We start from the raw sequence: 13,342 nt of genomic DNA on the forward strand, positions 1-13,342 counted from the left end.
TAGCTTAGTTAGCGCGATCGCCAACTTGGGCGTAATCATGACTACCAAAAATTGCCGCAGGATAACGATAGTATTTAAACTCCAGCAAATTGTAAAAAGGATCTTCTAAAAAAAAGGTACGATGCTCTAACGGTGAGTTTGTAAAGCGGTGCTTGGGTTCTTCTCGAAAAAGCAGTTGAAAGTCGCGCGACTTTTCTAGCAACTTTTCAAAGTCTTGCTCCGAGGTAAAAACCAAGCCAAAGTGTCGGGGATAAATAGCTTTTTGGGGTGCAAGGACATCTTGAGTTTTGTGAGCTACCAATTGATGACCGTATAAATTAAGAATTAAAGCATGATGAGTTTCTCGTCCAGGAATGCAACCCAACCCATCGACATAAAAGGCTTTTGTTTGGGCAATATCGGTGACAGGAAAGGCAAGATGGAATAAAGTTTGATTCACGGCTCAAAATTTACAGGCTGATAACTAATGCTATCTCCAATTTATGCGCTAAATCCTTGGATAATTGCTGTGGTATTGAACACAGTTTTGCTAACTATTGCTCTGATTGCTCCCAAAAAACTCCTCACAAACGCTGGGTTATTTCACGCCTGGATATTAGGGGTACTAATTTGGGGTAGTTTAGGTTGGCAGGGATATATGGTTGTTTTATTTTACTTTTTAGTTGGTTCGGGCGTTACGCGCATTGGTTTGGCGCAAAAAGAAGCTGAAGGAATTGCCGAAAAGCGATCGGGGGCGAGAGGCCCAGAAAATGTCTGGGGTTCGGCGCTGACGGCGGCTCTATGTGCAGTGGGAGTAGTATTAGGGGCAAAATCAATTACACCATTGTTACTACTAGGTTATGTCGCAAGTTTTAGTACCAAACTATCAGATACTTGCGCTAGTGAAGTAGGGAAAGCTTACGGAAAGCGGACTTATTTAATAACAACCTTGCAAGCCGTACCAAGAGGAACTGAGGGAGCCGTTAGTTTAGAAGGGACACTAGCGGGAATAGTTGGTTCAATTGCGATCGCATTTATTGGTTGGGGAGTAGGTTTAATTGACGTATCAGGGTTAATTTTTTGTGTAATAGCCGCCTTTATCGCCACCAACATAGAAAGCGTGATTGGCGCAACGTTGCAAGCAAAGGTAGATTGGCTAACTAATGAAGTAGTCAATATTTTTAATACATTAATCGGAGCTTCGGCGGCGGTGTTACTGGCTTTAGCTTGGCGATCGCTACCGTAAAAATTGTCAACAGCCTTAAATATATCTGTTGGAGGGCTTCACGTCGATGTTTCCAGTTTGGGTAACGTAGCTGGGTTAAAAAAGCTTGTTGTCAGTCAGTAACAAAAACTTGCTCAGTTTCAGAGTAATTAGAAATCGCGGCGGTTTCAATTCGGGTTAATTCGTCTTCGTCAATGAGATTAACAATTTCGTCAGCAACCAACCCAGCGATTTCATTCTTGTTGACCGTCGGCAGAAATTGCTCGGACTTGAATCCCAATTGCGCGAAACATTTGTACAGCCACATCAACAGAACCGAAATTAGAGGCAAGTTGCCCGTTAGTTAAATTAGCGCTCGTTGTTACTGAAGGTAACGAAACTTGAAAAAGTAACGTTTTATCCGCATCCGCCACCAACCCAATGATATCCGCAGCTTTAGCTAAAATAGGCTGCCAATCTGCGTTTTGCGCGTGAGAGTAATGAAATCCTGAAATAAAAAGACAGATTGCACCGATTCAATAGCGAGTAACTGTTGGGCAACAGGGGTCTTCGGCTTCGTTGGGCCTTGTTATAGGGTTAAGGCTTTGGCGCTAATTACTTCATTAAGATTAAGCTTGATACAGTGACGACTAGGGGTAGTTTCAATGGAGCGAAGTTGCATAGCCTCCTTCTTAATGTATCTATATCAAACAGCCAGTAGTAAATTCAATTTCAGAACGAGTGGCATTTACCGTTGATCGTAGCTTATTATAATTGGGCAAGATTTCCAGAACCGTCTTTATGTGACATTTCCCGATGTTCATCTGACGTATGTTATACAGACTTGATTCTCACTTGGTAAGTAAGCTTAAGTTAGCCAATTAAATATATAGAGAGTAATTGCATATGTCAACCGATGAAATTAAAGGAGAAGAACTAAAAAATAATGGTTTAGTTCCACTGTCTCCAGATTTAGCAGAGAAACTATTAAAGGCACAAGACAAGAAAAAACTTAAGAAATCAAAAAAGATTTTTGATGGTAGTACCGAAATTTTTGCCAAGAAAATTCCCAAGAAAATTTACGAGACTGAACTACAGCAACTCCAGGTTGAATTGGTCAAAATGCAATACTGGCTTAAGCACGTTGGTTATCGAGTTGTGGTGATTTTTGAAGGTCGAGATGCTGCGGGAAAAGGAGGCGTGATTAAACGTATTGCCGAACCACTTAACCCTCGTGGTTGCCGCATTGTAGCTCTAGGCACTCCCTCCGACCGCGAGAAAACTCAGTGGTATTTTCAGCGCTACGTGGCACACCTACCCTCGGCTGGTGAAATTGTCTTATTTGACCGCAGTTGGTACAACCGAGCCGGAGTTGAGCGAATCATGGGCTTTTGTACTGACGCTGAGTATAGGGAATTCATGGAATCTTGCCCGGAATTTGAACGAATGTTAGTTGGTTCGGGGATTATTTTACTTAAATATTGGTTTTCGGTCAGTGATGACGAGCAAGAGCGGCGTTTTTTATCCCGCAGTCACGATCCAGCAAGACGTTGGAAACTCAGTCCAATGGATTTAGAATCGCGCAATCATTGGATGGAATACTCCAAAGCCAAAGATGCCATGTTTGCGCGGACAAATATTCCCGAAGCGCCCTGGTTTACGATTGAGGCGGATGATAAAAAACGCTCTAGGCTCAATTGCCTTCATCATTTACTGAGCAAAATTCCCTACGAAGATATGACACCTCCTCCTCTAGAGCTTCCGCCTAGACCTCTATCTGAAGACTATGTTCGCGCCCCTCGCAATGAGCAGTTCTTTATCCCTCAAGTATATTGAGTGATATGAATATTGGAGCGCGATCGCGCATATTGTTAAGCAGGGCAGAGCATAGAGACGAAATAGTATCACTTTTAACTATCCCCTAGAACTAAATGCGCGATCGCCTCCGGCACTACACTATGCATAATCACGCTCATTGCAGTATTACCGGAAAAATGAGTTTAAAGCCCCGTCGCTTCAGCACGGCTTTATATTAATATTATATTATTTTATCTGTAATGATGTGTAATAAAATATAAATATGATAGTAAGAGAAGCCAAGCTAGTAAACGGAACTAAGGAGCAATATCAACTTTTTGATGACGCAATTCGGACTGCCCAATTTATTAGAAATAAGGCGGTTCGGTATTGGATGGACAATCGAAAGGTTGGTAAAGCTGACTTGTACAAACTGTGCAAAGACTTAGCTAAAGAGTTTGCTTTTGCATTAAAGCTAAACTCCGCAGCGCCTGATCGCCAGTGCCGAAAGAGCTTGGGCATCCATATCTAGTTTCTATAATCGTTGCAAAAAGCAGGAGCGGAAAGTCTGTGGGGCGGGTTTCCCGACACAGAGCTTTTCAAGAGAGAAAAAAAAGGGGTATCCCAAGTTTAAAAAACATTGTCGTTCAGTAGAGTATAAAGTCTCAGGCTGGAAGCTGTTAGATGATTGTAAGAGCATTGCTTTCACTGATGGGTTTGGCATTGGTTCATTATCCATATACTGCAACAGTCAAACGCGGGAAGACTTATTTCGACTTAAAATAAACCGCGTTCGGGTAGTTAATAAAGCCGACGGGTATTATGCTCAGTTCTGTTTTGATGCTGACCGTAAGGAAGAAGGGGTTTTTACGGGTTCCGTTGTCGGCTTGGATTTGGGGTTAAAATACTTCACCAAAGACCAAAACGATAACGCAGTGGTCTACCCCCAGTTCTTGAGAAAGTCGGAGCGCAGGCTTAAGAAGGCTCAAAGAAGGGTTAGTAAGAAGTTTGAAAAGGGTAAGAAGCCTCAATCAAACAACTACCATAAGGCACGGAAACGACTGGGTAGAGTTCATCTAAAAATCACTAGGCAGCGTAAAGACTGGGCAATAAAACAAGCTCGGTGCGTAGTCCACAAATGCGATGTGGTTGTCTACGAGGATTTGAAAATTGCAAACATGGTTAGAAATTATCACCTAGCTAAGTCTATTTCTGACGCGGGCCAGTATCAATTCACTCAATGGTTAGACTACTACAGGAAAATCTGGGATAAAGCAGTAGTGGCAGTTTCGCCAAACTACACATCTCAAGATTTCTCGTCTTGTGGTCATAGAGTGAAAAAGTCGCGAAACGCGCCGGGGGGAGTCCTTCCTCCGGCCGCTTTCGCACTCAGTACCAGAACTCATTGTTGCGCATCTTGTGGAGTGGAGATTTGCCGCGATACAAACGCGGCGATTAACATCCTAACTAAAGGCATGAAAGTATTAGGGGTTGAGTGGCAGCGCAACGGTACTTCTGGGCAAGAAGAATCCGCATCGAAAGATGGAAAGCTTGGGGAGAAGACCACCAATACTATTGATGAGTAATCTGATATAGTAAGTGGACTTCCGTGAACCAAGAATTAGAATCCCCGACCGTTCACGGCGGGGAGTATGTCAAACTGACACGTGACCATAAAACCTTGTGGTTGCACCCTCAGCATTGATGAAATTGAGGGTTCGGTATATGAGTAATAATTAAAAGATTAACAAGTCACGAATATTACCGAACCCATAAAAAGTGTCTGCTGCTATTAGGTAATTTCCGGATGTAAATTTGTAACTTCCGTTAGTTCAATTTCAGTATCTTCTGTTTGCCCTAAATTAATTTCTACAAGTTGTTTGCGTTCTGGGCTTATTTGCTCAACAATTAGTTTTTCGTACCGGACTGGGACTTGAATTATCCGGGTTTCGATTTCTTTACGGACGACTACCTCACCAATTTTACGCTTGCGACGGTTGACTACCAATCGTTCTTCTACCAAGCGAACGATATCTTGTGACAATATTTTTAAAGTGTCCTCAGATAAAAGAGCGCGATCGTTTTCCGGTTTTTCTTTCGTATTATATAATTTAGAGTTAGGCATTGACGTACCATATTCAGAGGTACGAGTGTCATTGTTAAGCCTTTGTTCACCCTGCCAGAGACTTGGACTCGATTCCTGAATTAGCATTTCCGGATTACCTTGTGCTAATTCTTCCATGATTTGGCGTTTCTCTTTATCGCTAATATACACTTTGTTTTTCTCCTACTTTCAATTAAATCTGTAAAAAAATGAACTATTGTTTGAGGGTTTTTTAGGTAAGCAACTTCTATAAACTAACGGGTTCAACAGTTTAAAAATTATTCATTTAACCGCTAGTGAAACCACACACTTACTATGTGCTTATCCGTCCTTCTGGCTTTAATCCTAAATGGGTACTTTAGGATTGAGAGGTTAGCTACCAAGCACTTGTGCTTTAAGGGATTGAAGAACCTTAGACAACTCTTGTCGATTTGATGCCCTGATTAGATAGCGGATACTAAACCAGACTAAATAACTAATACCAATTAACTCAAATGTCGGTATTAGCAGGGGAATATCGTTTAAAGCATCAATTACTCCTAAAACTACCTTAAGAGTAATGAAGGTGACCGCAATCAATGCAACGGTGACAATTGGCTGTTTGTAGTCATTAAACAGTCCACCTATGTAATCCGGCAGTTGCACCAAAAAAGTAGAAGTTTGTGTTCCAACCCGCCGCAATTGCTGGTTAAATTTAACAGCAGGTGGAAGCTCTGTCAAGCTTGCTTGCTCTGCTGTTTTTACTACCTCTGAAGTGGTGGGTTCAGTATATTTCAATTGTTGCTGTTGGGATTCCATAATTTCTGTGTTGTATTTTTGATAGGAAATTTAGAACTGTTAATCAAGCAATATTTCAATGTTATTCTGGCAAATTTGTTATTTGGCTCCACCAATTTTCTTATTATGAATATTCCATCTCTTTATCATTTTTTTCTCTTGAGTTAGAGTCAGACTTGAGAAACATCATCGGCAATTTCTGGAGGCGAGAAGTCCTCAAGTTTTTCTTCAGCATCGCGCACAGCAGCTTCTACAAGTTCAGGGTTCGGTGGCTTGGGGCGTATCAACTCAGGGACACTATCTTCAAGCTCCCCTGTAGACACCTCCATCATGGTGTTCTTAGCCAAAGCCGTTTCGATAGCTAGCGAGATTGCTTCTTCTTCTGTCAAAGCAGGCTCAAGATCCGTATCAACATCTAGCTCTAATTCGGAGGTTTGAACTAACGTTTCTTCTCCAGCTTGAGGATGTTCTTTTGGAAGCGAATCCTCTACAGCTTTTGCAAGTTCAGACTTTGAGGAAGTATCTTGAATTGCTGCTGATTCAGTCTTGACCGTCGGTTTTTCTTCAGCAATGACCAATAATGAATGGCTCGGTATAGGTGTACGCTTATCAACAATCTGGACAGTTGCTTTGTCCTGATTTGGCGGCAATTTAGCTACTGGCAAGGAAGCTTCGGCGTTAGGTGTTCTGGGTGTTGTTTGAGAGGGTGTTGTTGCAGCTATATCTGCACTTCCATAGTGGTAATGCTGGTTAGAGGTGTTGTTTGGCTTATAGTACAGCCACATATAGATACTGAGGAATACGGAGAACAAAAATATGGAAAACATTGCTGTAAAAATTGTAGGGTAAACATTTTGAAAGCAAAGAGTTTTTAAACTCAATCTTGAATCTTAATCAGTCGCAACGATTTCTCTTTTCAGTAGCCATCGTAGCCTTTCTTAAAAAAGAAAAATTGATTTCATGAAGATATAATTTTAAGCTTAGAGTTTTAACGTATTGAGGCTTCCTAAAAACTATATGGATTGAGTTCCACTATTTTCATGACCTATTTCTATCGTTTTTTTACTCTATTTCTGCTATTATCTGCAAAGCTTTTTAATAAGAAGGCAGTAGCATTCTGGTCTTAATTTCTTCATTTATCCTTCATTTAACACTGCTAAATTGTATCTGCCGCTCGTCCAAAACCGTAAGATTTTCACTACACAGAGTTGACGTGTTAAAAAATAGCAAAGACATCGTTTAACCTAGTGCAGACGTTTCTCCTAGCATAGGCGGATTAATCTATTTTATTTTCTACTCATCTTTTCCCGACACTTGAGCAGAAGATGAATTCTTCTTGCGGGATGTCTTGCTGCCTTTTAAAAACTGTGTCTTCACAATTTCGTAGGCTTGCTTGTAAATCTGGAAGTCGCTGGGTTTCTCTATTTCAGGAACACTTCTAATAACATAGTGAAAAGCATGGAATAATGAATTAAGTCCAGCGATCGCGTCTTCTATAGGAATTGGTCTTGTTACTAGCCGTCTATCTAACCGAGTGAAGTAGAGCAATCCGCCAAGTTCTGCCAAATTCTCCAGCTTATTTTCGTGGACGAGACGAGCAATTTTTGTCAGGTCAGAGCCAATTACAGGAGCAATTCTTTTTACAGTTTCTTCGTCTGGACCGCTTCGTTTAAGGCAAATCCAGCCTAGTCCTGCCCGCGATATTCTAACTTGTTTGGCAAGCTGGCTCATGTTGGTCTGCGGATTCGTTTCAAGGTAATGTAAAACAAGCCGTCCGAAAGCCGAACAATTTTCAGGACGCAGTTGTAAGAGATTCATATCAGATTTCTAAACTCGAACTTTTAACGCTTAAGAGCCAAAGTGAAAAGACTTTTCTCTTAATGTACTTGTTTTTCATCTAGTAATGCTTGAAGACCAGCATCGCTTTCCTGATATTAGGTCTTAAGTTCTGGTTCAGGCAGAGCCAAAATTAGCTCTACCTGAAAAATTCTGATTGTTACGGTTCACTCAGCATTTAGTATTCTTGAGATTACTTAGATTTCTTGCTAGAACGTGAGTCAGTTCCTTTATCCACTACGGGACGACCTTCTGTATTTACATCTAGCTCTTCGCGTCGCAGCATTTCTTCTGCTTGAACGGTTTCTTGGTCAACTTCTTTTCTGACGCTCACTTCTTCACGGACAAAGGCTTCCTTGCGGATGTCGGGTGTTTCTTCATACACTTCTATGCGCGCAACTTTATCCTCACCAAAAGCATCAGTGCCAGGGGTAACGGTAGCTCCAGCATTACTCGGAGTTGTACGCTCAATAACTACGCGCTCTTTTTCGATTGGCATTGAAACCTTTGCTGTTTCTGTTTCTACCCGCTTACCAATTGCCACTTCTCCAGTCTTTTGACGGGTTTTGTTCGCAATTAGCCGCTCTTCATAGAGCTTAAGGTTTTGATGATTCTGCTCATTCAAGTCATACAGAGCCGGTTCATGCTCGTAACCGTAAGTGTCACGATTATAAGCCACGGCTGCGGTATCCAAAGGAGCCGAAGCGTCTAAGGAAGCTGTTGCCAATGGACGATACACAGATCTAACTTGCTCTTCTTGCTCGTAGTCAACACTCATGCCATCTTGATACTGAGGCAATTGTTCCGCCTGGGAACGAGTTAAACCGTTTACATAGACACGACGCTCATTGTTGTTGATCTGGGCGCGACCGATTGGTAGCAAAACCTTTTTGCCAAAAATCCAGATGCCTGTACTAACAATCAAGTAACGGAATTTACCGTTATCGTCCACTAACAAATTATCAATAGAGCCAACTTTTTCATTTCCAGAATAGAGGTCATACCCTAGAAGAGATTGATTTTCAAAATGGTTGAGATAGTCAGGGTCAAAGTCTTTTATTAGATGGAGTGGCATAGCTGTGTTTCCTACTTGTGTAAAGTATTTGCATCACTTCTACTTAAAACTAATGTGTTCATATAGTATGTTTCCTCTCTCTCAAGTTAGATTCCTTTCTACTCTTATACAATAAAAATAATTCTCTAAATGCTTTATTAGGCAAAGGTTTTGCCTACCCACGTCTTACATAGCACCTATTCCTAAAGATAGGATCTAAACTTGGGGGGAAAGCCATCGGTCTAAAGTAAAAGATTATATTTACTTTAAGTCAAATGATTAAAGGAAGCATGGTAGGTTTTGATAACTTCATCTCAGCAACAAACGGAAAGAAGAACGCGTTATACCAATTTAAAAAATGTTTGAACAAACAGAGCATCCAAGATAAAGTTGTAGTCAGCCAGAGAAGCAACTGTTTAAACAGTTATTATGAAACGGTTCTTGCCCATACATAAGCCTAGCAGCAGATAACAACGATAGTTGGTGAGGTTCACTATAAAAAGCATTGAGTTAAAAGCTTGATGAGATAGGTCTGCTCCCAGGCTGCTTTTTTGCGTTTGGCAGCGATGCCGCGCTTGCAGGAGGAATCTTTAGAGAGAAGATTTTGCGCCAGATGTCTGAGCAAAGCCATGTTCTGAGCAGCCGAAGCACGGCGAAGGCGGTAGGCATCCTCATCAGAAGAGATATCCAGTACAGTACCCAATGTAAGGAATTTTCAATTGACCAATGGGTTCGGACGGCATTCATCAGCAGAGCTGCCTGCCTGGGTAAACTACTAATAAAAAATCGATTTTCTGTTGTCATTTGACTATTACAGCGCCGCTCACTTTGTACCATAACAACAGTCTGAAGTCCTGCCCATAGGGATTTTTGGGTGAGATAGTCTAAGTTTGCCAGCGTTCAACATTGATGAATCTCAATTCGTCCATGACCTTTATCTATCGACTGGGCAAAGCTGTGGGCAACATCCTTAAATTTAGACGTTTGAGCCTGCTGAAATAACCACTGTACATCTTCAAACAAGCCACCTTAATTTCCTTTGAGCGCCAAAACATAGTCCGTACTGCACCTAATAATGGCACTGGCGATTTCTTTGTGACAGCCTATTGCATCAATGGTCACGATACATCCCGCGATTTCCAGAACCTTTAGCAGCGCAGGAGTCGCTGTAGTTACGTTCGATTTATCATTTACTGTGCGCCTTTTTAGCACTAGACGATTAGCACTCGCCCAAGTGCTGACCATAGGAATTGCTACTTTGCTATATCTTTTCACCAGAATGACGTAAGGTTTTACCGTCTATTCCTACAACGCAAGGCTCCTAACAGTTTGCTAATGGACTTTACCCAACTCGTAAAACAGGTTTACATCTGGTCTGGTTCAAAGCGCGCCAATACACGTCCGAAGGTATCAGCGCCAGGAATCCCACGGGGTAGGGATAGAAACGTGACCAGTCTTGTTTCACTCTCCCGTACTCTGCCATATCCTCCTAGCTCTCTGCTCCACTGATTACTGCGCACATAGGGTAATTTTGATGATATCCAACAGCAGATGCTCTTTTCCTCGGATATCACGTATTTCTTCTAAGCTGGCAAAATGGGTCACTATGCTGGCATCAATTATCTGACTCTCTGGAGTTCCTATTTGCTTTACTTTACCCTACCGTATCTTTTTATACGGGAAGATGACCCTGGTACTAAGCTGCTGATGAGTCGGTATCGTTAACCTCTAAGGTAATAGAGGAGTTTTAAAAAGGTAGCAAGGGTTTATAAACGCTTGCTTATCAAGATAGGATGGGATTGATGGCAGCAATGGAGGTAAGAAGTGAGATGGCTCTTGAAACCGTATGACCTGTTTGGCATTGCTGAATTCAGGTATGATTTTGTTCCCCTAACCTCCAGATTTAAAGGGTAAAATCTTAAGCCCCCAATTCGGCAAGACTTAGGGAGACGAGACAAGAATCATGACAGCAATTCCTAAGGCGGTTCCGCAACACCAAGAGGGCATACTTTTTTGCCTTGATTCTGTGGAGAATTAAATTCAACTTTTGTGAAAAGTAATAAAAACTATGAAAATGAGAGCTTTTGCTACTGTAACGCTGATGAGCGCAATGAATTCAGCCTGTTCATCGGAGCTTAACAAACAATCTTTAAAAGCTACACAAGTTGAACAGCAACAAACAAGTAGCTACTCCCCGAACCCTGCGGATATTAAACGCTTACAAGAAACTAAACAATGTCCAGGATGTAACTTAGCTGGTGCTGACTTAAGTAATGCCAACCTCAAGAAAGCCAATCTTCAAGGAGCAGATTTACGAGCAGCAAACCTGAGTGAAGCAAATTTAAGCGAGGTAGATTTAACTCAGGCAGATTTAAGGCAAGCGAATCTAAGTAAAACTAATTTGAAAGGGGCAAAACTTACAGCTGCACAATTCAATTGGAGTGGGGGCAATACTAATACTAGAGCAAATCTCCGTCAGGCTGATTTGAGCAAGGCAAATCTGATCACAGCATATTTGCGTGGGGCAGACTTAAGTGAGGCAAACCTGAGTGAAGCATACCTACATGCGACAGATTTAAATCAGGCAATTTTAATTAAAGCAAACCTGAGTAAAGCAGATTTAGCGGGAGTAAAGCTGAGTAACGCAGACCTGACGAATGCTAACTTGCAGGGAGCTAATCTGCTGGGAGTGAATTTAAGTGAAGCAAATCTAAGCAACGCAAATATGCAATACGCCAATCTGCAAGCAGCATCTCTAGTTAGGGCAACCCTAAACAAAGCAAATCTAAACAAAGCAAACCTGATTTCCGCAAAACTTAATGGAGCTAATTTGAGCGGTGCTAATTTGAGCGGTGCTAATTTACTCACAGCTATCTTGTCAAATGCAGAACTGAGTACAGCTAATATGCAGAAAGCATATTTACACTCGGCAGAATTGAGTAAGGCAAATCTAAGTAATGTTAATTTGATTCAGTCAGACCTTAGTGCAGCACTGTTGAACGAAGCAAATCTCAGCAATGCCAATTTGAAGGGTTCTAACCTAAAGAGGTCAAGCTTGACACGAGCAAATTTCAGCAACGTTAATCTTCAAGGAGCTAATCTTCAAGGAGCAGACCTTACTGAGGCAAATTTGACTCAGGCAGACATGACAAAAACTAATCTGGCTCAGGCATACCTAACAAAGACGAATTTAGGTTCAGCCAATCTACAGGAAGCTACTTTAAATGGAGCAAAGCTAAGTGGTGCTAACTTAAAAAATGCCAATTTGAAAAATGTAGTTGGATTTAACAAGCCTTTAATTGTTTCAGATGGGCAGCAGCCAGAGATCCATACTTCACCTAACCAACATAAATAATAAAACTTTTTGTTTTAGTTAAGTAATCTAGTAAGCAATATATTTCTTAGCCAAGGCGAAAATTACCATTGTGTTGCAAAAGTCTGTTAAAAACAGAAAACTCTTTGGGAAAAAGGTAGTCCTGAGTAGGTAAAGATACAGTATATATATCTCTGTAAAGAACCATAGAACCCATTTGACATCTTTTACTAGGATGCAGTAAGGTCATTGGTACTATTTAAAGAAGTACTGATGCCATACTCCAGCAGCTTAAGCGACTCAGAATGGGAAGTTCTTGAACCGTTACTGATTATTGAGATATTACCGCAAAAGAAGCGGACGAGACCCTCAAACTGGATGAAAAGAGACATCATCAATGGCATCTTCTATCAACTGAAAAATGGCTGCAACTGGGAAGATTTACCCAAAGACCTACCGCCTTATTCCACGGTCTACTGGTACTTGCATTCAGTGGCGAGAAGCTGGGGCAATTGAGCAATTGATGAGCGTGCTGCATGGACAAGTGCGAGAACAAGTGAAAAAAAAGCCAAGTGGACAACAACGCTAATCATCATTGACTTCGGTTGCGGTACAGAACACCTGTAATGCTAGTGTGGAACCCTTAAGGATTTTGCTTTTACAAAGCAACGAATGGCATTAAACGACATCTGGCAGTCGATACCTTAGGGTTTCCCTTCTTCACGCACTGTACGATCGCAAATCTCTCCGATGATGCGGGGTTGCTATTCGATGTTGACGCACAAAGTGCGACTACTTTCGGGCAAAACCTGTCAACATTCCCAAGATCACCATCTTGTTGGATCATGGCTATCACTAGGAGCATCTAACGCAGGAATTAGAGCAGGTGTATCCGCAGGTGATGAAGAAAATCAAGTTTGAATTGTCAACAAAACCGTCTAGACAAGAAAAGGCAGATCAAGGAAAGTCTGGATTTGTCCCAGCCATTGCTCGGTGCGTGATTAAGCGTTCTAATGCTTGGATGGAGCGCTATAAATTTTTGGTCAAGAACCATGAGAGAACCAAGCGCAAATGCGACCACGAAACTCAATCTTTGCTTTATTAGGCTCATGGTCAAGAGACTTTCAGCTTCGTAGAGATGTCAAATGGGTTCTATAACTCAAACTAATTTGGAAAAATAAAAACTTTTTAGCAACTATTCCACTTCCCCCTGTGAGATTACTGCTTTATTTGGGAACTCTATATATAACCAGCTAAGGCGTAAGTAAAACTGCGTAA

15 protein-coding genes and 3 pseudogenes are annotated in these 13,342 nt (G+C 41.5%); 8 read left to right on the forward strand and 10 right to left on the reverse strand.

Annotation, left to right across the window (positions count from 1 at the left end):
- Window positions 1–4 precede the first annotated feature (4 nt).
- On the reverse strand, window positions 5–439 hold the full coding sequence (locus tag C7B70_RS11795; RefSeq protein ID WP_106369246.1) for a VOC family protein: 435 nt from the start codon (window positions 437–439) through the stop codon (window positions 5–7).
- 27 nt (window positions 440–466) lie between these two features.
- On the opposite strand from C7B70_RS11795, the gene C7B70_RS11800 reads away from it, so the two are divergent.
- Window positions 467–1,225 (forward strand): TIGR00297 family protein, encoded by a 759-nt coding sequence (locus C7B70_RS11800; RefSeq protein WP_106369247.1) that lies wholly within the window; start codon window positions 467–469, stop codon window positions 1,223–1,225.
- 212 nt (window positions 1,226–1,437) lie between these two features.
- On the opposite strand, the gene C7B70_RS26975 is transcribed toward C7B70_RS11800, so the two are convergent.
- Together C7B70_RS26975 and C7B70_RS28735 are read right to left on the reverse strand one after the other, a co-directional pair.
- Window positions 1,438–1,617, reverse strand: a complete 180-nt coding sequence (locus tag C7B70_RS26975) for a hypothetical protein (RefSeq protein WP_199192209.1) — start codon at window positions 1,615–1,617, stop codon at window positions 1,438–1,440.
- Window positions 1,618–1,643: 26 nt separating this feature from the next.
- A pseudogene (locus tag C7B70_RS28735) lies at window positions 1,644–1,742 on the reverse strand (NifU N-terminal domain-containing protein); the annotation flags it as partial.
- Window positions 1,743–2,089: 347 nt separating this feature from the next.
- Here C7B70_RS28735 and ppk2 point away from each other — a divergent pair.
- From ppk2 to C7B70_RS27685, 4 genes and pseudogenes are all read left to right on the forward strand, one after another.
- Entirely contained in the window at window positions 2,090–3,019 is a 930-nt protein-coding gene (gene ppk2, locus C7B70_RS11810) for a polyphosphate kinase 2 (protein ID WP_106369248.1), read from the forward strand.
- Between the two features lie 244 nt (window positions 3,020–3,263).
- Window positions 3,264–3,512: a hypothetical protein gene (locus C7B70_RS27680; protein ID WP_233220903.1), complete on the forward strand. Its 249-nt coding sequence runs from the start codon at window positions 3,264–3,266 to the stop codon at window positions 3,510–3,512.
- Window positions 3,505–4,392, forward strand: a pseudogene (locus C7B70_RS11815) (RNA-guided endonuclease InsQ/TnpB family protein); the annotation flags it as partial. The gene C7B70_RS27680 and the pseudogene C7B70_RS11815, both read left to right, overlap by 8 nt.
- A 12-nt stretch (window positions 4,393–4,404) precedes the next feature.
- Window positions 4,405–4,566, forward strand: a complete 162-nt coding sequence (locus C7B70_RS27685) for a hypothetical protein (protein ID WP_233220904.1) — start codon at window positions 4,405–4,407, stop codon at window positions 4,564–4,566.
- 206 nt (window positions 4,567–4,772) lie between these two features.
- Here C7B70_RS27685 and C7B70_RS11820 read toward each other — a convergent pair whose 3' ends face one another.
- The 7 genes and pseudogenes from C7B70_RS11820 to C7B70_RS27695 form a co-directional block, all read right to left on the reverse strand.
- Window positions 4,773–5,255: a DUF2382 domain-containing protein gene (locus tag C7B70_RS11820; RefSeq protein WP_199192210.1), complete on the reverse strand. Its 483-nt coding sequence runs from the start codon at window positions 5,253–5,255 to the stop codon at window positions 4,773–4,775.
- A gap of 201 nt (window positions 5,256–5,456) precedes the next feature.
- Window positions 5,457–5,882 (reverse strand): CAAD domain-containing protein, encoded by a 426-nt coding sequence (locus C7B70_RS11825; protein ID WP_106369249.1) that lies wholly within the window; start codon window positions 5,880–5,882, stop codon window positions 5,457–5,459.
- A 149-nt stretch (window positions 5,883–6,031) separates the two neighbouring features.
- On the reverse strand, window positions 6,032–6,688 hold the full coding sequence (locus tag C7B70_RS11830; RefSeq protein WP_146134031.1) for a hypothetical protein: 657 nt from the start codon (window positions 6,686–6,688) through the stop codon (window positions 6,032–6,034).
- A gap of 466 nt (window positions 6,689–7,154) precedes the next feature.
- On the reverse strand, window positions 7,155–7,679 hold the full coding sequence (locus C7B70_RS11835) for a hypothetical protein (RefSeq protein WP_106369251.1): 525 nt from the start codon (window positions 7,677–7,679) through the stop codon (window positions 7,155–7,157).
- 211 nt (window positions 7,680–7,890) lie between these two features.
- Complete coding sequence (locus C7B70_RS11840; protein WP_106369252.1) at window positions 7,891–8,772, reverse strand: DUF2382 domain-containing protein; 882 nt, start codon at window positions 8,770–8,772, stop codon at window positions 7,891–7,893.
- Between the two features lie 472 nt (window positions 8,773–9,244).
- On the reverse strand, window positions 9,245–9,454 hold the full coding sequence (locus tag C7B70_RS27690) for a hypothetical protein (RefSeq protein WP_233220908.1): 210 nt from the start codon (window positions 9,452–9,454) through the stop codon (window positions 9,245–9,247).
- Window positions 9,455–9,504: 50 nt separating this feature from the next.
- Window positions 9,505–9,996: pseudogene (locus C7B70_RS27695) on the reverse strand (ISAs1 family transposase); the annotation flags it as partial.
- Between the two features lie 823 nt (window positions 9,997–10,819).
- Here C7B70_RS27695 and C7B70_RS11850 point away from each other — a divergent pair.
- The 3 genes from C7B70_RS11850 to C7B70_RS26985 all read left to right on the forward strand — a co-directional run bounded on the left by C7B70_RS11850 (window position 10,820) and on the right by C7B70_RS26985 (window position 12,985).
- On the forward strand, window positions 10,820–12,106 hold the full coding sequence (locus C7B70_RS11850; protein WP_106369254.1) for a pentapeptide repeat-containing protein: 1,287 nt from the start codon (window positions 10,820–10,822) through the stop codon (window positions 12,104–12,106).
- A 231-nt stretch (window positions 12,107–12,337) separates the two neighbouring features.
- A complete protein-coding gene (locus C7B70_RS11855; RefSeq protein ID WP_106369255.1) occupies window positions 12,338–12,580 on the forward strand; it encodes a transposase in 243 nt (80 codons plus the stop codon).
- Window positions 12,581–12,835: 255 nt separating this feature from the next.
- Complete coding sequence (locus C7B70_RS26985) at window positions 12,836–12,985, forward strand: hypothetical protein (RefSeq protein ID WP_199192211.1); 150 nt, start codon at window positions 12,836–12,838, stop codon at window positions 12,983–12,985.
- The last annotated feature ends 357 nt before the right edge of the window (window positions 12,986–13,342 follow it).

The organism is Chlorogloea sp. CCALA 695, from assembly GCF_003003885.1.
Lineage (GTDB): Bacteria > Cyanobacteriota > Cyanobacteriia > Cyanobacteriales > Chroococcidiopsidaceae > Aliterella.